The organism is Helicobacter sp. 23-1046 (assembly GCF_053654635.1).
On sequence record NZ_JBSIUS010000004.1, the window covers coordinates 13,949 to 32,609 of the forward strand.

The 18,661-nt window shown below is 39.2% G+C and carries 21 protein-coding genes and 1 tRNA gene; 14 read left to right on the top strand and 8 right to left on the bottom strand.

Translation table 11 applies throughout. The features are described 5' to 3' along the window. Window positions 1–12: 12 nt before the first annotated feature. Complete coding sequence (locus ACWIUJ_RS08490) at window positions 13–927, top strand: NAD(P)H-dependent glycerol-3-phosphate dehydrogenase (RefSeq protein WP_454170263.1); 915 nt, start codon at window positions 13–15, stop codon at window positions 925–927. On the opposite strand, the gene ACWIUJ_RS08495 is transcribed toward ACWIUJ_RS08490, so the two are convergent. Genes ACWIUJ_RS08495 through fabD form a run of 5 tightly spaced genes read right to left on the bottom strand, consistent with a single transcriptional unit; the run spans window position 928 to window position 4,219 of the window. Then, a complete protein-coding gene (locus ACWIUJ_RS08495; RefSeq protein ID WP_454170265.1) occupies window positions 928–1,380 on the bottom strand; it encodes a type II secretion system protein in 453 nt (150 codons plus the stop codon). A 25-nt stretch (window positions 1,381–1,405) separates the two neighbouring features. Next, window positions 1,406–1,945, bottom strand: a complete 540-nt coding sequence (locus tag ACWIUJ_RS08500) for a type II secretion system protein (protein ID WP_454170267.1) — start codon at window positions 1,943–1,945, stop codon at window positions 1,406–1,408. Window positions 1,946–1,949: 4 nt separating this feature from the next. Beyond that, window positions 1,950–2,531 (bottom strand): SixA phosphatase family protein, encoded by a 582-nt coding sequence (locus tag ACWIUJ_RS08505; protein ID WP_454170269.1) that lies wholly within the window; start codon window positions 2,529–2,531, stop codon window positions 1,950–1,952. Beyond that, a complete protein-coding gene (locus ACWIUJ_RS08510; protein ID WP_454170271.1) occupies window positions 2,528–3,238 on the bottom strand; it encodes a 5'-methylthioadenosine/adenosylhomocysteine nucleosidase in 711 nt (236 codons plus the stop codon). The genes ACWIUJ_RS08505 and ACWIUJ_RS08510 overlap by 4 nt, the downstream gene beginning before the upstream one ends. 60 nt (window positions 3,239–3,298) lie before the next feature. Continuing rightward, entirely contained in the window at window positions 3,299–4,219 is a 921-nt protein-coding gene (gene fabD, locus ACWIUJ_RS08515; RefSeq protein ID WP_454170272.1) for an ACP S-malonyltransferase, read from the bottom strand. Window positions 4,220–4,379: 160 nt separating this feature from the next. On the opposite strand from fabD, the gene ACWIUJ_RS08520 reads away from it, so the two are divergent. Next, a tRNA-Ser gene (locus ACWIUJ_RS08520) sits at window positions 4,380–4,470 on the top strand. Window positions 4,471–4,486: 16 nt separating this feature from the next. Here ACWIUJ_RS08520 and recO read toward each other — a convergent pair. Next, a complete protein-coding gene (gene recO / locus ACWIUJ_RS08525) occupies window positions 4,487–5,107 on the bottom strand; it encodes a recombination protein RecO (protein WP_454170274.1) in 621 nt (206 codons plus the stop codon). Window positions 5,108–5,207: 100 nt separating this feature from the next. On the opposite strand from recO, the gene accD reads away from it, so the two are divergent. From accD to ACWIUJ_RS08550, 5 genes are read left to right on the top strand one after another with little or no spacing between them, the layout of a single operon-like run. After that, window positions 5,208–6,077 (top strand): acetyl-CoA carboxylase, carboxyltransferase subunit beta, encoded by an 870-nt coding sequence (gene accD, locus ACWIUJ_RS08530; RefSeq protein ID WP_454150262.1) that lies wholly within the window; start codon window positions 5,208–5,210, stop codon window positions 6,075–6,077. Then, a complete protein-coding gene (gene rlmH / locus ACWIUJ_RS08535) occupies window positions 6,052–6,504 on the top strand; it encodes a 23S rRNA (pseudouridine(1915)-N(3))-methyltransferase RlmH (RefSeq protein WP_454170275.1) in 453 nt (150 codons plus the stop codon). The genes accD and rlmH overlap by 26 nt, the downstream gene beginning before the upstream one ends. An 18-nt stretch (window positions 6,505–6,522) precedes the next feature. Next, window positions 6,523–6,897, top strand: a complete 375-nt coding sequence (dksA, locus tag ACWIUJ_RS08540) for an RNA polymerase-binding protein DksA (protein ID WP_454170277.1) — start codon at window positions 6,523–6,525, stop codon at window positions 6,895–6,897. A 16-nt stretch (window positions 6,898–6,913) separates the two neighbouring features. Then, window positions 6,914–7,957, top strand: coding sequence for a hypothetical protein (locus tag ACWIUJ_RS08545; RefSeq protein ID WP_454170279.1), 1,044 nt, complete (start codon window positions 6,914–6,916; stop codon window positions 7,955–7,957). A gap of 11 nt (window positions 7,958–7,968) precedes the next feature. Continuing rightward, complete coding sequence (locus ACWIUJ_RS08550) at window positions 7,969–9,366, top strand: FAD-linked oxidase C-terminal domain-containing protein (RefSeq protein WP_454170281.1); 1,398 nt, start codon at window positions 7,969–7,971, stop codon at window positions 9,364–9,366. A 60-nt stretch (window positions 9,367–9,426) separates the two neighbouring features. Here ACWIUJ_RS08550 and ACWIUJ_RS08555 read toward each other — a convergent pair whose 3' ends face one another. Then, entirely contained in the window at window positions 9,427–9,837 is a 411-nt protein-coding gene (locus tag ACWIUJ_RS08555; protein ID WP_454170282.1) for a helix-turn-helix domain-containing protein, read from the bottom strand. 133 nt (window positions 9,838–9,970) lie between these two features. On the opposite strand from ACWIUJ_RS08555, the gene ACWIUJ_RS08560 reads away from it, so the two are divergent. The 4 genes from ACWIUJ_RS08560 to ACWIUJ_RS08575 all read left to right on the top strand — a co-directional run bounded on the left by ACWIUJ_RS08560 (window position 9,971) and on the right by ACWIUJ_RS08575 (window position 12,999). Continuing rightward, window positions 9,971–10,663, top strand: a complete 693-nt coding sequence (locus ACWIUJ_RS08560) for a hypothetical protein (RefSeq protein ID WP_454170284.1) — start codon at window positions 9,971–9,973, stop codon at window positions 10,661–10,663. 10 nt (window positions 10,664–10,673) lie between these two features. Then, window positions 10,674–11,108, top strand: coding sequence for a hypothetical protein (locus ACWIUJ_RS08565; RefSeq protein WP_454170286.1), 435 nt, complete (start codon window positions 10,674–10,676; stop codon window positions 11,106–11,108). A gap of 12 nt (window positions 11,109–11,120) precedes the next feature. Then, window positions 11,121–12,209, top strand: coding sequence for a type I restriction endonuclease (locus tag ACWIUJ_RS08570; RefSeq protein ID WP_454170288.1), 1,089 nt, complete (start codon window positions 11,121–11,123; stop codon window positions 12,207–12,209). A gap of 193 nt (window positions 12,210–12,402) precedes the next feature. Further along, window positions 12,403–12,999 carry a redoxin domain-containing protein gene (locus ACWIUJ_RS08575; protein WP_454150246.1) on the top strand — a complete coding sequence of 199 codons (597 nt, stop codon included), beginning with the start codon at window positions 12,403–12,405 and terminating at the stop codon, window positions 12,997–12,999. Window positions 13,000–13,091: 92 nt separating this feature from the next. On the opposite strand, the gene ruvC is transcribed toward ACWIUJ_RS08575, so the two are convergent. Beyond that, window positions 13,092–13,604: a crossover junction endodeoxyribonuclease RuvC gene (gene ruvC, locus ACWIUJ_RS08580; RefSeq protein WP_454150245.1), complete on the bottom strand. Its 513-nt coding sequence runs from the start codon at window positions 13,602–13,604 to the stop codon at window positions 13,092–13,094. 118 nt (window positions 13,605–13,722) lie between these two features. Between ruvC and dnaA the strand changes: the two genes are divergently transcribed. The 3 genes from dnaA to gyrB all read left to right on the top strand — a co-directional run bounded on the left by dnaA (window position 13,723) and on the right by gyrB (window position 18,659). Continuing rightward, window positions 13,723–15,048, top strand: a complete 1,326-nt coding sequence (gene dnaA, locus ACWIUJ_RS08585; RefSeq protein ID WP_454170290.1) for a chromosomal replication initiator protein DnaA — start codon at window positions 13,723–13,725, stop codon at window positions 15,046–15,048. Between the two features lie 198 nt (window positions 15,049–15,246). After that, complete coding sequence (gene dnaN / locus ACWIUJ_RS08590; protein WP_454170292.1) at window positions 15,247–16,308, top strand: DNA polymerase III subunit beta; 1,062 nt, start codon at window positions 15,247–15,249, stop codon at window positions 16,306–16,308. 32 nt (window positions 16,309–16,340) lie between these two features. Beyond that, on the top strand, window positions 16,341–18,659 hold the full coding sequence (gene gyrB, locus ACWIUJ_RS08595) for a DNA topoisomerase (ATP-hydrolyzing) subunit B (protein ID WP_454170294.1): 2,319 nt from the start codon (window positions 16,341–16,343) through the stop codon (window positions 18,657–18,659). Window positions 18,660–18,661: the final 2 nt, after the last annotated feature.

Consider the following 18,661-nt stretch of genomic DNA (forward strand, 5'->3'; position numbering starts at 1 on the left):
TAAGGAGGGAATATGGCAAGTGTGAGTGTGTTTGGAGGAGGAGCGTGGGGGAGGGCATTAGCGTTTGGATTCTCAAAGAAAAATGTCGTTAAAATCATATCTAGGCGCGATATAGGCGGACTTATCGCAACCAACATAGAGCAAGTAGATATAAAAACGGGGTTGCAAAGCGAGTTTTTTGTCATTGCTATTGCCACAAATGCCCTGCGTGATTGGCTTTCAACCTTTGAGTTGCCAAAAGATTCTAAGGTTTTGTGCGTGTGCAAGGGTATAGAAACCAATGCCAACAATCAAAACAGCCTTGTAAGCGACATAATAGAGCAACATATTTCATCAAAAAATGTGTGCTATCTTGGCGGTCCTAGCTTTGCCAACGAAGTGCTTTTGGAGTTGCCTTGCGCGGTAGTGGTGCATTCAAGGAATCTTGTGCTAGCGAGAGAATTTGGCGCGCTTTTTCCATCATTTATGAAAACCTACACAAGCCCTGATGTCATAGGCGGTGAAATTGCTGGGGCGTATAAAAATGTCATTGCCATTGCTGCTGGGATTTGCGATGGATTAAATCTTGGAAATAATGCCAAAGCCGCACTTTTAGCTAGAGGTTTGGTAGAAATGAGCCGATTTGGCGAGCATTTTGGGGCAAAAATGGAAACCATTTTGGGGCTTTCTGGGGCTGGAGATTTATTTTTGACTTCTAATTCAACGATGTCGCGAAATTATCGTGTGGGGCTTGGATTAGCGCAGGGCAAAAGCAAACAAACCATATTAGCTGAGATTGGCGAGGTGGCGGAGGGTGTCCTCACTTCAGCGGCGATTACGCGCATTGGGGAGAGCGAAAATGTCTATGTGCCAATCGCCAAAGAAGTCAATGCCATCATTGAGGGCAAAAGTATCACAGAGAGCCTCAATGCGCTTATGGATACTTGATTACTTATCCAAGATTCTATGAAAAAAGTTTTTACACAGCTTAGCGGTGGGAGATTTAGCGGAAAAATCACAATAGATTCTCGGGTTGGTGTGTAAATCGCTTGGGCTAATGTGAAAAAACAGCTGCTCACCACTAATATGGGCAATAAGAGAATCTTGTGTGTAAGAAAATGCGCAATTTTTGCTAGGGTTTTGTAATGTGAGCTCGTATAAAGCCTCTTGTGCCCTAAGTGCGCCCGTGCCTTGAGGAGATAAAAATTCTCGCAAATGTGCCATTGCAATTTTTTCTTGGGCGAGAAAAAGTTGTGTGCGTAACCGCTCCAAGCAAACTTTTTGGTTACCCCTGCTAATGAAGCCAACCGCCCCAATGCTTAAAATAGAAACGATACAAATCACTGCAAGTAGCTCTATCGCGCTAAATCCTCTAATCCCATTCACACAACGATTTACCATAAAATAAAATACGCATTACTTGGTATTAAAATATTGCATTAGAAGTATTAAGATGAACTTGTCTCCCGCCATTTGGGTGGCGTGAAAAAAGTTTTTCACAAAGTGAAGAATCGCTTTTTTGTGTGATGATGAAGCTTATAACGCTTGTTTGTGGGTCAAAATTAAGACTTACACAATTATTCTCAGAATCTGGAGCATTATTTTTAGCAAGCAGTATGGCGTTCCCTTGCACTATCCAACGGGCACTTGAAAGTCCTGCTAGTGTGAAAATTTGCGTGGAGTTAAGTGCCTTTGGGTCAATATTTTGTGAAAATACTTCACGCTGAATCGCGCTAATGGCGTTGTTTATGTCGTTTTCAATCGCTACCACCTGCGCGTCAATGCGCGTTAATGAAAATCTAGGGATAGCAATCGCGGCAAGCACGCCCAAAATAACGATGACAAACACCAACTCAAGCATACTAAACGCGCGATAATTCCTTGCTAAACCCCATTGAACCACACGATTTACACATATAAAGCGTGTGGTGTTTTTTGATGTGAGATTCTTAGAGTGTGGCGACATTGCTTTAAGACTCTTTTTTGCTCACTTTTTTGGGCTTCCCACCCAAATGCTCTGGCGTGATAAACAACGATAAAGAGAATCCTCCCTCTATTTTCGCGCTGTTTTTGTTTCTTTGTAGCTCTATTGTCGAGCCTTTTTGGACACATAAACAAGCATCACTTTCTGCGCCAATAGCATATTTGACAAACTCACCCAAATCAGGCTCGTGCCCGACAAAAAGCAGTGTCGAAACACCCGCATTTACACTATTAGCCTTAATCGCGCTTTTGTAGCCCTCGATTCCACAATCTGGCGAAATGCTATCACAAAGTGCGCGTGGTAGATTTTTAAGAGCCTTTGTTAATGGTTTGATTGTCTCCATTGTCCTTGTGGCAGGAGAAGAAAGCAAACACGATATAGGGTTCTTCTTTGTGTGTAAAACCTTTGCTACAAAAGCGGCAATCGCCTCGCTTTGTGTCTTGCCACTTTTGCTCAAAGGGCGCTCCAAATCACTCTTGCCACTTTTGGCAAAAACCTCCCGTTCCATACTATCTGCGTGTCGAATGAGAATGATACGCTCTAGCCCCAAACTTAACTTTTCTTTCATATTCCAACTCCTAACTTTTTGATAAACTCAATGCAAAATTTCGCGCTCACTTTGGAAGCAGATTCTAAAAACTCATCAAAACTTATATCCGCGTTTGTATCCGCACTATCGCTAATGGAGCGGAAAATGCAAAATGGCACGCCAAAAGCAGCGCATACTACCGCTACGCTTGCGCCCTCCATTTCTACGGCACACGCGCCAAAAGTTTGGATAATCCATTGCTTTTTGCTATCATCATTGATAAATTGGTCTCCAGAGGCAACTACGCCCTCTTTTAACTCTTTGCCAATAGAACCCGCAACGCTTCGTGCAATGGAGTTTAACTCTGCATCAGATTCTATAAATACTGCGCTCTCAGGGATAAACCCTAAAGGGTGTCCAAACGCACTAATATCTACATCGTGCTGACAGAGTTTGGTGGCAATAAGCAAATCGCCCACTTGCAAATCTTTCCTTAATCCACCAGCCACTCCACTAAAAAGAATCCTTTCGCAACCAAAATGTGAAATCATCATTGTTGCCACAAGAGCACTATGAACTTTCCCAATCTTGCTATATGCGATATACACGCTATCTTGTTTAATGTGTATGCAATGATACACATTCCCCCCGATATTTTGTGTTTGTATATTCAAATGTGCATTTTTGAAAAACTCTAGCAACGGCGTGATTTCCTCAACCATTGCCCCAATGATGCCTATTTTCATACAACCTCCTTTCCTAGAATTGCAACCTTAAACTTTCGTGCGCGCTTCCCCTCCAAAAACCTAAGATTGCAAACAATCAAGTGTTTCTTTAAGTGTAGTCATATTTGAGACACTCAAAGTTGGTTTTTGACTTAATCGCTTATTAAGACCCTTGAGCACCGCGCCATTGCCAAACTCAATAAATCCATCAACGCGCTCATCTACCTGTTGCACACATTGCGCATAAAGCACAGGCGAAGTAAGCTGTGCACACAAAAGCTCTTTTGCTTTGTCTTTAGTGGTGTATCCTTGTGTTGTAGCGTTAGATATAATTTCATATTGCGCATTGCCCTCGAGGAGATTCTCAAGGAGGGTTGTAAATTCTCCCTTGATAGAATCGAGCATCGGGCAATGGCTTGCCACAGACATTGGAAGCAATAAGGTGCGTTTCGCGCCAAGCTCTTTGAGTGCGCTCTCCACACTACTTAACGCACTCTTTTTGCCAGCGAGCACAATTTGCCTATCATCGTTATAATTCGCACACCAAATGTCTTGCTTGCCCTTGCAAAAATCTTGCAACACACCCTCTTGCAATCCTACCACGACCATCATTCCAGCGTCTTGCCCCTCACACGCCCTTGCCATTAGTTCGCCTCGTTTAAAGGTAAGTTTCAAGCCATTCTCAAAACTCGCACCCCCAGCGATAATAAACGCACTCACTTCGCCCAAAGAATGCCCAAAGCACAGCGTTGGGGTAATGCCACATTGTTGAGAAAATATTTTGTGTGCGATAAAACTCACTAAAAATATCGCACTTTGTGTGTATTGAGTGAGGTTGAGTTTGTCATTTTCATTAAAGAGCAAATCTTTGCAATCAAAACCAAGAATGTCGCTTGCTTGAGAGATAAGCTCTTTTGCTATGGGTTCATTTTCATAAAATTCTTTTCCCATACCCACACTTTGACTGCCTTGTCCGGGGAAAATAAACGCGTATCGTTTCATTGTATCGATGCCTTAAGTCTTGGAATGTATAAAATTTAAAGTGCGAGTATAGCAAATTTTTTAAGCATTTAAGTGGAATTTTAATTTTTTTGCGCTACAATCGCAACTTCTTTATTTTTGGTATTTTTGATAGCCAAAGCTAGAAATGCTCTGTTTTGTTGGACCGGTGGGTGAGTTGGCTGAAACCACGTCCCTGCTAAGGACGCGTAGCCGCAAGGTTACCGAGGGTTCGAATCCCTCCCTGTCCGCCATTATCTTGCAATACGATTAAAACCCTAGACACAGGACTTTCCATAATTTTTCCACATCGCTATCATCAAGGTTGAGGCTTTTTTGTGTGTGTAAAAACTCCAATATAGCTTGCTTTTGCATAGGAGTGCCATTGACACAATGCGGATGGGCAAAGAGGAAAGATTGCGCTAGCACGATATGAGAATCTAACACCCCATCGCACAAAAAACACCTATCTTGCTCTTGTCGCAACAATCGTCCCTCATAAGCCAAAAGTCCCACATAAGATTCTAAAAGTGCTCTTAAGGGATTTTGTCGCTCCAAGTGCAATGCGCTTTTTTCCAGCAAATTAAAATAAAATTCCTCCACTTCCTCCACTTCGCTTAAATGTCGCTCTAACAAACGCACAAAGTTCTGCCACGCATAGACGCGCTCATATTCCTTTTCCCATTGATAAAACAAATGCAAAATATTGCGTGCTTGCGGGAGGAAGTGTGGAGAAAACACCTCATCAAAATCGATTTTCCTGCCAAGCGCAATAGTAGAATGCCTAGCTCCATAAAAACGATAAAAACTCCTAAGCGATTTAGGCGTGAGAATCTTTAAAATAAGGTCTTCGCTTTTGGTGGGGATAATTTTTACAATATAACCTTGCACTTTTTACCTTAAGTTTTACAAAATTTGATAGCATAATTCTACAATTTTTTCTTAAGCAAATTTTTGCTATTATTTTGCCAAAACAAAATAAGGGGAAACAATGTCTTTTAGTGATTTTTTCAAGTCAAAAAAGCCTGAGCCACGCGCTGAAGCAAAAGATGCGCCAAGTCATTGGATTAAATGCTCTCAATGTGGTGCTCTTATGTATTATAAGGAAATCCACTCTCAATGCCATATCTGCCCAAAATGCAATTATCACTTCAGAATCTCCGCATTAGAGCGCATTGAGTTGTTGTGCGATAAAGAAAGCTTTATGGAGTTTGACAAAGATTTACGCCCCACAGACCCGCTAGAATTCGTAGATAAAAAAAGCTACAAGCAACGCATTAAAGAAGGTGAGGAAAAAGCAGGGCGTCCTAGCTCAGCAATCGCTGGAGAAGCACTTATTGATGGTATTGGCGTGCAAATAGTGATGTTTGATTTTGCCTTTATGGGTGGTTCTCTTGGCTCAGTAGAAGGCGAAAAAATCGTGCGTGCTATCAACAGAGCGATTGTCAAAAAACAAGCACTTATTATATTTTCCACCAGCGGTGGAGCGCGAATGCAAGAATCTACCTTTTCACTTATGCAAATGGCAAAAACTTCTGCTGCACTAAACTTACTAAGCGAAGCAAAACTTCCCTTTATCTCTGTGCTCTTAGACCCGACTTTTGGTGGAGTAAGCGCGAGCTTTGCGTTTTTGGGTGATGTCATTATCGCTGAGCCCGGGGCAATCATCGGCTTTGCAGGACCTAGAGTCATTAAACAAACCATTGGGACAGATTTACCAGAGGGATTCCAAACGGCGGAGTTTCTTTTAGAGCACGGGCTTATTGATATGGTGGTAGAGCGTAAAAACCTTAAATCCACGCTTTCTCATCTGGCACGATATTTAAACAAAAACTATGAAATGCAACCTATATTGTATTAGCAAGGCAGATTCTGTGGCGATGATACAAGAACATATAACCAAAGCAAGGCAATTTGGCGCAAATCTCAATGTGGTTGATATTTTCACGCCAAGCATTGCCAAAGCACAAAAGTCCTCGCCAAAAGAAGCACAGCAATCTTATTCAAACGCCCTTAAGGGATTTATCAAACCACAAAGTCTTAATATCGCTTTGCACCCACAATCTCAACAGCTCGATTCTATGGGCTTTGCTAAAATGCTAGAAAACAATGCAGAAGTAAATTTCTTTATCGCGGGGGCGTATGGATTTGAGCAGGACTTTTTACAAAGGCTTAAAAGCATTAGTCTTAGCTCGCTTACTTTAAGCCATAAGGTTGCTAAAATTGTTTTGTGCGAGCAAATTTATCGCGCACTAAGCATTATAGCCAATCATCCATATCACAAATAATCAAACAAAGGGGGATTTATGAATTATCAATTTTTTGAGAATCTGCTTAAAGAGCGACTCCAAAAGTTGTGCGATGGGTTACTAGAAAAAAATGAAGTTATCACGCAGTGGCACGGCTCACAGCTAAAAGATGACGGGGATTTCATCGCTGCACACACGCACGGAGATAAAATCACAAGCATAATGCAAATGTATGAAAGCGAAATCAAAGACATTCAACACGCGCTTAGCAAGTTTAAAAACAAAAGTTATGGAATCTGTGAAATGTGTGATGATGAAATCAACCTTGAACGACTTAAAATTAAACCTCACGCCAAGTATTGCATTGAATGTCGGGAGCATTTTGAAGAAAATCAAAACCTAGCCAAAAAGCGTGAAAAACTAAAAAGTTAGCACTTAAGGAGAAATAATGAATTTTCGATACTACACACTTTTTTTATTTATATTTTGTATGGTGTTTGGCTCGTATTTATACTTGCTTGATTTGGGTATTTACGCGCCAAGAGTGCCATTTACCAACTATGAACTTCCTCCAATGCCTGTGGCAGCGTGGATTTTGGCACTTATTGGGTTATTTTTCATTTGCACTTTGGTGCTCTTTGGTTTTTCGTGGGGAAAGGAGTTTATGAAAGGCTATCACACACAAAGAGATTTTAGCAAGTTGCTTTCTCAAATTAACGAGCAAGCCCTCAATAAACCCATAGAATCGCGAGTATATAAAAATGCTGAAATTTCTAAAATTTCTAAAATCCTTGCACGCTTTTATCTTAAGCCTCGCTTGGATTCTAATGAATGCTTTGAGCCAAAGATTGATAAACTTTTTGAAGATTACAAAAATGTGATGAATGGCAAAAATGTCGAATTAAAATCCTACAATTTGGCTAAGGACAATAAATTTAGCATTCAAAACAACAAAAATAAAATCCAAAATGATGTCAAATTCGCCTTTAATACGCTTAGCAAGGGTGAACCTGAGGAATTGCGCGACTATGCGCTCACGCAGATTCTCACCAACGGCGATAAAAAGGACTTGGAGCGACTTTTATCACTTGATGTCGCCTATGAACCACACAACTCACACATCAAAGAACTAAAAGATTCTCTTATTCAAGCCTTTGTGCGAGAGAGCGAGGTTTTTAGTGTGGAATTTTTAGGAAAAACTTTTAAAAAATTGGGCTTTAATCAAGCGGACTACCTCACTTTTACCAAAGCCACAAAATCCGTGCTTTTGCCCGATGTGTGGTATCATACGATTAAAAACTTCGCAGATAATGATGAAAACGCCGAAATCGCGCTGTTTTATGTGATGTTTGAGTTAGAAATGATTGAGCAGGCAAAGGAAAGACGCGCTTTGCACGGCAAAGATGAATTTAGGCTTATTGATGCGTATTTAGATTTACGCAAGAGTGGCAAACGATTTCCGCTTGATATATTTTTAAATTATGACATCTAAGGACTACAACAATGCTCGATTCTACCCATATAAAAGCCCTAAAAAATATCGTAGGGGAGGAGAATTGCTACGATGACAAAGCACATTTGCTCGCCTACTGCTATGACGCTACGCGTGAGCGATACGAGCCTGAAGCGGTGGTATTCCCGCGCGATGAGGGCGATGTAAGCGCGATACTCAAATACGCTAATGCGCACAAAATCCCCGTAATACCGCGCGGTGCGGGCAGTGGATTCACAGGAGGCGCATTGCCCGCACAAGGCGGGATAATCCTCGCCTTAGAAAAGCATTTCAACAAAATCCTAGAAATCGATGAAAAAAACCTCATCGCCCGCGTCCAGCCCGCTGTGGTAAATAAAATATTCCAAAACGAAGTGGAAAAATTAGGGCTTTTCTACCCGCCAGACCCTGCAAGCCAAGAGTATAGCACACTAGGGGGCAATGTCAGCGAAAACGCAGGCGGAATGCGTGCCGCCAAATATGGAATCACCAAAGACTTTGTAATGGCGTTGCGCGCGGTGCTACCAAATGGTGAGATAATCCGTGCGGGCAAAAAAACCATAAAAGATGTCGCGGGCTATAATGTCGCGGGAATCCTCATCGCAAGTGAAGGCACACTCGCCGTCATCACCGAAATCACGCTCAAGCTCATCGCCAAGCCCAAATTCAAACAATCCGCGCTTGGCGTGTTTCCAAGCATTGAGAGCGCGATGAATGCCGTGTATAAAAGTATGGCAAGCGGGATTACGCCTGTGGCAATGGAGTTTTTGGATAATTTAAGCATTCGTGCGGTGGAGGAGAAATTTCACAAAGGCTTGCCAACGGAGGCGGGTGCGATTTTAATCACGCAAGTTGATGGGGATTTAGAAGTGCAAATCCAAAATCAAATCGCCCTTTTAGAATCTAAATTTAAAGAAAATGGCTGTATAGAATTTAAAATCGCGCAAAACGCGCAAGAGGAGGAAGATTTGTGGTTTGCTAGGCGCAATGTAAGCCAAAGCATCAATATCTATGGCAAAAAAAAGCTCAATGAAGACATCACCGTGCCTCGCTCGCGCCTACCCGAACTCCTAGAGAGAATCGGGCAAGTGAGTGAGAAATATGGCTTTAAGATTCCCTGCTTTGGGCATACAGGCGATGGGAATGTGCATACAAATGTGATGGTGGGCGACCCAAGCAAGCCCCTAGATGAAGCCGAGCTAGAGCGCGGGCATAAATGTATCGAGGAAATTTTCAAAATCGCGGTGGAGCTAGAGGGCACACTTAGCGGGGAGCACGGCATCGGGCTATCTAAAGCCCCATTTATGCACCTAGCTTTTAGCAAGGCGGAAATGGAGCTTTTTGGCGCGATAAAGAGGGCGTTTGACCCAAATAATATCCTAAATCCGCATAAAATGGGACTAGAATGAGAATCTAGGCTGTTTTATAGAGTTGGACTTATAGATTCTATTTATTTCAACCGCATTTTTTTACGCGAGATAATTTACCAAAATTGTATTAAAGTTTTCTGTTTGGGTTTTATTTTTGCGTAGCACGCTTTGTAGGGTCTCTAAAGTTTTGGGTGAGACATATTCTAATAAATCAATAATTTCAGCGTATTTTTCTATATCATTGCGATAAAGTTTTTGTAATATTTTTTGGCTTTTTGCCTCTGCACTAAAGAGTTCTTGCTCGTAGATATTGAGTGATTCTGCGATATAGGGGAGCAAATCCGCCTTTAGCTCAATGCTCCCATTGAGATAGGCGTAAATGCTTGATTCACTAGGAATCTCGCCTGTTTTATTAGCGCGGTATCCAAGTGCGATAATGCGATTTGCTAACTCACGCTTTGTCATATTTTTTGCCTTTAAGATGGCGTTGATTCGCTCTAAAATTGTCATAATTTTGTCTTTTTTTGTGATTTGCTATAAAAGTGTGATTATAGAATCTAAAATTAGCGATTAAGAATATTTTAATTATTGAAAAGATATAATTTTAAGTAGATTCTTGTGAAATTATAAAAAAGGAGGCAAAATGGCTTTATTTGACAAGATTTTTGGCACGAACAATAACGATAAGTCGGCTGAAAATAGCGAACGACAAAGGATTTTAGAGATTATTGAGAATGGCGATAAAGATAAGCTAAATGAGTTAGGCATACAAATACACAAAGGCATAAAGGAAAATCCCACAAACTTTGCGTTAAGTCTTTTTGCAGAGGTGTTTGTTTGGAAGCCTATGATTGTAAGAGCTATTTATGGGATTGAAGAAACTACAAATCTATGTAGTGAATTTCAAAAACAAATAGAACCTTTGATAGAACGGGTTAATAAAAGATATCATAGTTGGGAGTGGCTTGAAGAAAATCTTGACTTTCTCGGTAATGATGATATTATCTGCAAATCTTTAATATTTTATAGTAATAGATATGTTTTGCTAACTTACTTATATGTGCTTTTTGCAGCAAAAGAATGTAAAGTATTTGAAGCATTTTGGAATGTGCTTAAAAATCAACATAGCGAAGATGATGTAAAAAGGCGGAAAGAGCTATATTCAGAGGACATAGAATATTTGATAAATGAGATGCACTTATTTAACAAAGATGGTGTTTTAAAAGATAAGCTTTCGTTTCAATATTTAGAAGTTATGGTAGAGTATTTTGAATTGCAGATTAAATTTGACAAAGAACTTGCAACAAAATATATACAAGCCAAAACAGCAAAATAAGGAGGAAAAAATGGCTTTACCATCAAATAGTGATGAATCTTGGGCAAAAATAGTAGGATGGGCTTGGAGAATAGTTCTAGTGGGTATCGGGGCAGGTATAGCTTGGTATTGTTTTACGCTAGAGCAAAAAGAGTGGTATATTATCCCACTAGGCATATTATCCATAGTGCTTGGATTGGTGCTTGGATATTTTGGATATGGTTGGGGTTATTCGTTTAGCGAAGCTAATTCAAAATGTCCAAATTGTGGCAAACCTTTTTGTATTTCATATATCAGCCAAAAGACAATTAGCGAATCTATTGTAACTGAGGGAGGAGGTGTGCGCAAAAATGGACCACCTAAACCTATATATCGTTATAGAGTTGGTGTTAGAGGTATAAATTGGAGGTGTAGAAATTGCGGACACGAAGGATATGGTGAGGAAAAATACAAAGAAAAAATATAAGGAGGATTAAATATGCCACAAACATTATTAGAAAACCTAAAAGCACTTGCGGAGAAAATCGCAAAAGACAAGGCAAATATCATAAATGAAGCGCAAACGCGCACAGGATTTGTAAATCCATTTTTAAAGGCTTTGGACTACAAATTAGATGATATTCGTATAATTTTGCCTGAATACGATGTGGGCGACAACAAAGACAAAAAGGTGGATTATGCGATTTTGCGAAACAAAAAACCGCTTGTGCTGATTGAAATAAAGCACCACAAAGAGGACTTGAATAAGCATATAAATCAACTAAAAAATTACTTTGCATTGTGCGCCGATTGTAGCTTTGCGATTTTGACAAATGGCTTGGAGTATCGATTTTTTAGCAATACGGAAAAATTAAGGACGATGGATTCAACGCCCTTTATGGTGCTCAATCTTGAATCTACGCCTTTGGAAACTAGCCTAACTAGCGAAAAATTGGCGATTTTGGAGCTTTTTAGTCAAGCAAAATTATCAAGCAATCTTGCTACGATTCGCAATAAAGCAAGGGCAATGTTAGAGAAAAACGATAAAAATGCGCAGTGTGCGGATATAAAAGAATTTTTGGCAAAAGAGTTAAATAAACCTAGCGATGAGTTTGTGGGCTTTGTGTTGGATTCGCGGTTTAAGGGCACAAAAAAGACTGCGCCCAAAATAAAAGAATTTCGGGCGCATATAATCCGCGCGTGTAGCGAACTAATAAGCGATAAGGTTAGCGAATCTATGTGTGAAAATACCGAATCACAGGGCGATAGCAAAGAGTTAAGCGAAGATGAGATTGGGGCATTTTATATCGTGCGTGGGATTTTAATGGAAAATCCAAAGGCAACCTTGCAAAATATCGTGCCACGAGGGACGGCAACGGCAAGGTATTTCTCCACACTTTTGGAGAACAACAAAAATAAGTGGATTTGCAGAATTTACCTCAAACACATAAACGACAAATATTTGGCAATCCCCGATAAGCACGACAGCACGAAAGAAACGCGCTTTGCGATAAATAATCTTAGCGACATTTACAAATACAAAAATGAATTGTTAGAATCGCTAAAAATGCGCTTGAAAAGAATCTAATGGGTTTGTTTCCCACAAAAAGCCAAAAGCAATCTCGATTCTAAAAACAAAAACACTCAACAATCTATTGAGGAATCGCAAGGATTTTTTACAAAAATTTTATTTCGTTTAAAATTTCGTTACAAAAATTTTTTACAATACGCACTTGATAATAATTTGTTATCAAAAAAATTTTTAATTTAAGGAGTTAAATATGCTAGTTACAAAACAAGCACCAAACTTTACAGCAGAGGCACTAAAGGCTGATGGGACATTCGATGATAAATTCGAGCTTTATAGCAACATAGGCAAAAACGGCGCGATTTTATTTTTCTGGCCCAAAGATTTCACTTTTGTTTGCCCAAGCGAAATTATCGCGTTTAACAACCGCGTAAAAGAATTTAATGAGCGTGGGATTAACCTTATTGGAATCTCCATAGACTCTAAAGAGGTGCATTTCGCGTGGCGCAACACACCTGTGAATCAAGGCGGGATTGGCGAAGTTGCATTCCCAATCGTAAGCGACATCACAAAGGCGATTTCACGCGATTATGATGTGCTTTTTAATAGTGCGGTGGCGTTGCGCGGGACATTTTTAATCGATAGAAATAAAGTCATTCGCCACGCGACAATCAATGATTTACCACTTGGACGCAATGTCGATGAAACTTTGAGACTTGTTGATGCGCTTCTTTTTGTCGAGCAACACGGCGAAGTATGCCCAGCAGGCTGGAATAAAGGCGATAAAGGTATGAAACCAAATGCAGCAGGTGTGGCAAGCTATCTTGCTGAAAACGCTTCTAAACTCTAAAATTCTCAAGCAAGGTGCGCGATAAACTCGTGCCTTGCTTTCACACAAACTTCTCTCATCATTAGAATCTTAAAATTTTTCTTGTAGTTGTTTTAGTTATTTTTTGGTGGTTGTGGCTTTTTGGCATTAGATTCTCGCAACTTTACGCGCTGGGAGTGTGTAATCGCCACCGCAATAGCATCAGTAATATCTAGGGGTTTAATCTCGCCTTTAATGCCTAAAATACGCTTTACCATAAAGGCGACTTGCGTTTTATCCGCCTTACCATTTCCTGTAAGGGCTTTTTTGACTTGCAAGGGTGTGTATTCAGCAAAATTGCCCAAATCTTGGAGAATCTTTAAACTTAGTGCCCCGCGAAATTGTGCGAGCTTAATCACGCTTTTTGGATTATACGCAAAAAACATATCCTCAATAGCAACCTCATCAATACTATGGGATTTGAGCACGAGCTCGATTCCCTCGATGAACTCCATAATCTGCTCTTGCAAGATTCTTTGTTTGATTTTGATAAATCCCGCTTCTATGAGCTTAATGCCTGCGTTATTTGCTTGGATAATTGCATATCCACAATTTCTCGTCCCGGGGTCTATCCCTAAAATTGTCATTTTCAATCCACTTTAAGCTAAAATATTTTATAATCGCCAAAAACAAAAGTCTAAAGTTTTCACATTTCTTTCACGGGGAAATGTGAAAAATATATCTATTTTCTAAGGCGATTATTTTATGGAGATAAATGATATACTAAATCAACTTAAAAACGAAATAAGTGAATACGAATTTGATACTTTTTTGGGAAAATTGGAATTTGTGAAATCCGCTTCTAAAGAGGATTTATTGGTTTTTTTAGCCCCAAATGTCTATATTGCGGATTGGGTGCGGGTACATTATGTCGAGCAGTTGAAACTTTATGCCCAAAAGCTACGAGGAATCGAGCCTGAAATCCAAATAAAAATAAAACAAATTTCAAGCAATGTGAAAACTTTAGACACCAAAAAAAATGAGAATCTCGATGAACCTCCTTTAGAGCCATTTAATTATGACCAAACTTTTGATAATTTTGTCATCGGCAAATCTAATGAATACGCCTTTAGAATCTCACAAACCGTGGCACAAAATCAAGCCTCTTATCCCATTGTCCTTATATATGGCAATACAGGCGTGGGCAAAACGCATTTGCTTAATGCCATTAGAAATCACACTGCGCAAAAGGGAAAAAATGTCATCTACATTACTTCAGAAAAATTTTTAAATGACTTTATGCGCCGCATAAAAAGTCAAAAAGCAATGGAATCTTTCCGTGATACTTATAGGAAATGTGATTATTTGCTTATTGATGATGTGCAATTTTTTGGTGGAAAAGAAGCGAGTAGCGAGGAGTTTTTCCACACTTTTAATGAGCTTTATGAAAATAAAAAACAAATTGTAATGACAAGCGACCAACCACCAAATAAGATTCGCGGGCTTGATGAGCGATTAAAATCACGCTTTGAACAAAGCATTATGACAGAAATTGAAAATACCGAGCTTGATACAAAAATTGAAATTATCAAAAGCAAATGCGCGCTGTATGACTTTGAGCTTGATTCTGAAAATATTAGCTATATCGCTACAAAAATTAGCAATACAAGGCAGATTATGGGAATCATACAGGGGATAAATTTCCAATCAAACCTGAATCCAGACTCAAACAAACTTAGCATTACTAAAAGCGTGATAAAGGCATATTTAAAAGAAAGTATGGAAAATATTAGCGTGGATAAAATTATTAGCATTGTGGCAAAAGAACTTAACATCAAGCCAAGTGAAATCACTTCTAAAGAAAAAAGTCGCAAAATTTCTCAAGCAAGACGCATTGTCATTTATATTGCCAATGCTTTAACGCTGAATTCTTACGCCCAACTCGCTAGTAGCCTTAATATGAAAGACCATACTTCCATAAGCAAGGCTTTACAAGGTATCAAAGAAACGATGAAAAAAGATGAAAGCCTCAAAAATCTCATCGAAGAAATCCAAAACAAAGTAAAAAACTATAATATAAGCGAAGTTTGAGAAAAAATACGATATAATGTAGCGTTTTGGGCTTTTGGGTATCTTTGTTTATTTACAAAGCAAAATGTGAAAATATAAATGTATCAATGTGAATAATTCATCGTTGATAAAAGCGTAAAATGCGTGAGATTTAGCAAATTTTCACATTTTCAATCGCTCTACTACTACTACTAAAATCTAAAATTAAAGGGGACTACAATGAAATGCAGTGTTTCAAAAACTCCATTTGAGATAATTCTGTCAAACTTTCAAAGCTTTTTGGAAAAAAGAGATTTATCACAAATTACTTCACATATCTACTTTGAGTGTGCGGACAACAAGCTCACACTAAAGGCTACAGATTATGAAATAGCCATTACCTCACAAATCGAAGTAAGTATGGAAGAAGAAGGAAAAGCCACAGCAAACGGTAAAGATGTTTTAAATTTCATCAAAAATCTTAAAGAGGGTGATATTTTACTTGAAGTGCAAAATGATTCTTTAATCATTAAACAAGGGGCTTCAGATACTACACTTGAAATGTTCAATGCACAAGAGTTTCCTTTAATGCCACAATATGACGAAAATCAACAAATTAACATTGAACCAGAGAAATTTCTTGGCTCAATGCGTAAAATCAACTCTGCTACGGATACAAACAATCCTAAGTTTGAATTAAACGGAGCTTTGCTTGATGTAAAAGAATATGCTTTTAACTTCGTAGCCACAGATACAAGGCGTTTAGCTATCGTAAAACACGAAAGTCAAGGGGTTAATACACTTGGGGTTATTATCCCAAAACGCGCTATTAACGAAATACTAAAGCTCTTCGTTGATTCCATAGAAATATTTTTTAACGAAACTCATATTATCATCAAATCTCCACAATATATCTTTTTTAGCAAAGTAATCAATGGCAAATTCCCTGATTATGAGAAAATTATCCCAAAAGAGTTTTCTCACCAAATCAAATTGCCAAAAGATAAATTTGTGGAATCCAACAAAATTGTAAGCTCGCTTTCTAATAGGATTAAAATCACTATCACTAAAAATGAGATTTTGTTTGAATCTATCGGTGATGAAAACCGCAAAACACGCACAAAAATTGAAATTCAAACAGATATTGAGAGCTTTACTTTTGGTGCGGAATCAAAATATCTCACTGACTTCCTCTCTCAAGTGGAATCAAATGAATTTACTCTTGGGGTAAAAGAAGAAAACACACCATTTGTTTTAAGTGATGATAACTTTAGCACAATTATTATGCCTGTGATTTTATAATTGCTTTAAACTCTTAGCTAAATGAGGTCATAATGAAAGAATATAGTGGCGGTAGTATTAAGGTTTTAAAAGGCTTAGAAGCAGTTCGCACGCGTCCGGGAATGTATATTGGAGATACCAATGTAGGCGGATTGCATCATATGGTGTATGAAGTAGTAGATAACTCCATTGATGAAACAATGGCAGGATATTGCACGCATATATCAATTACACTTACTAATGAAGGAAGTGCGATTATAGAGGATAATGGGCGCGGGATTCCTGTGGATATTCACCCCACAGAAAATATCCCAGCTGCCACTGTGGTGCTTACGGTTTTGCACGCAGGTGGGAAATTTGACCAAGATTCTTACAAAGTCTCTGGTGGGCTTCACGGCGTGGGCGTATCAGTGGTGAATGCTTTGTCTTCAAAGCTCATAATGACAATCAAAAAAAATGGAAGCATTTATCGCCAAGAATTTGCTAAAGGGATTCCACAAAGTGAGCTAGAAGTCATCGGAGAGACAAAAGAGCACGGCACAACTATTGAATTTTTCCCAGATTCTGAGATTATGGAAGTAGTAGAATTTGATAAAGAAATCCTTGCAAAACGATTTAAAGAACTCGCGTATTTAAATAAAAATGTAACCATCACTTTTAAAGATGAAAGAATGAGCTTTGAAGAAGTGTATCACTTTGATGGCGGATTATTGCAGTTTGTGCAGGATTTAAACCACAAACCCTTAGTCTCACAAATTATAAGTTTTGAGACAAGCGAACAAGATGTCGAAGTGCAAGTCGCTCTTGCATATAATGATGGTTATGATGAAAAATTACTTAGCTTTGTGAATAATATTCGCACGCCAGATGGAGGCACACACGAAGCGGGATTTAGAGCGGGCTTAAGTCGTGCGATTATGAATTATATAGAATCAAATGCAAACGCAAGAGAAAAAGATTCTAAGGTGGTTGGCGATGATGTGCGTGAGGGGTTAGTCGCTATTGTCTCAACCAAAGTCATTGAGCCCCAATTTGTCGGACAGACAAAAGGCAAATTAGGAAGCTCTTTTGTAAAACCAATCGTCCAAAAGCTCACTTATGAAAAAATCGCAAAGTTCTTTGAAGAGAATCCAAATGACGCAAGAGCGATTATGCAAAAAGCGATTATGGCGGCGCGTGGGAGAGAAGCAGCAAAAAAAGCCCGTGATATTACGCGCAAAAAAGAAAATTTTTCTGTTGGCACATTGCCGGGCAAGCTCGCTGATTGTCAAAGCAAAGACCCAACAGAATCTGAAATATATTTAGTAGAGGGAGATTCTGCTGGTGGTAGTGCAAAACAAGGGCGCGATAGAGGGTATCAAGCTATTTTGCCTTTGCGCGGGAAAATCCTAAATGTGGAAAAATCTCGCCTTGATAAGATTCTTAAAAGCGAAGAGATTAAAAATATGATTACCGCCTTTGGGTGTGGGATTGGCGAGGAATTTAATATCGAAAAATTGCGCTATCACAAAATCATCATTATGACTGATGCCGATGTCGATGGTAGCCACATACAGACGCTTTTAATGACATTTTTTTATCGTTATTTAAAGCCTTTGGTAGAAAATGGGCATATTTATATCGCCCAACCTCCGCTCTATCGCTTCAAAAAAGGCAAGAAAGAGATTTATCTCAAAGATGATAAAGCGTTGAGTGAATATTTGATTGAAAATGGCATTGGAGATTTTGTTTTCGAGGGCATTGGGAATGCGGAATTACTCGAAGTGTTAAAAATCATCGCGCACTATCGCACTATTTTAAAAGAACTTGAAAAACATTATCCAATGATTGAGGTTATCCAGCACCTAATTGAGAATCCAAAGCACATTAGCACCGATTATGACAAACTTTTTGGTGAAATACAAAAATTTTTAGCCAAACGCGAATGCAATATTTTAAACAAAAACATAAGCGAGCGGGGACTAGAGCTTTATATCCAAACAAAAGTGGGACTTGTGGAGCTTAGTATCAACGAAAGCCTTTACAACGATAGTTTCTTTAAAGAAGCACAATTTATCTATCAAAAAATCGCTGAGCGCAACCTTGATTTTATCAAAAGCAAGACACCTATTGAATTGCTTGAAGAAATTGAGCAAAGTGCCAAAAAAGACGCCTACATACAACGATATAAAGGCTTGGGTGAAATGAATCCAGAGCAGCTTTGGGAGACGACAATGACGCCTGCCAACCGCACTTTATTGCGCGTGAAACTCGAAGCAGACAATGATGAACGCGCTGATGAAATCTTTACGCTCTTTATGGGTGATGAGGTCGAGCCACGCCGAAATTACATTCAAAATCACGCCAAAGATGTCAAACACCTTGATATTTAACT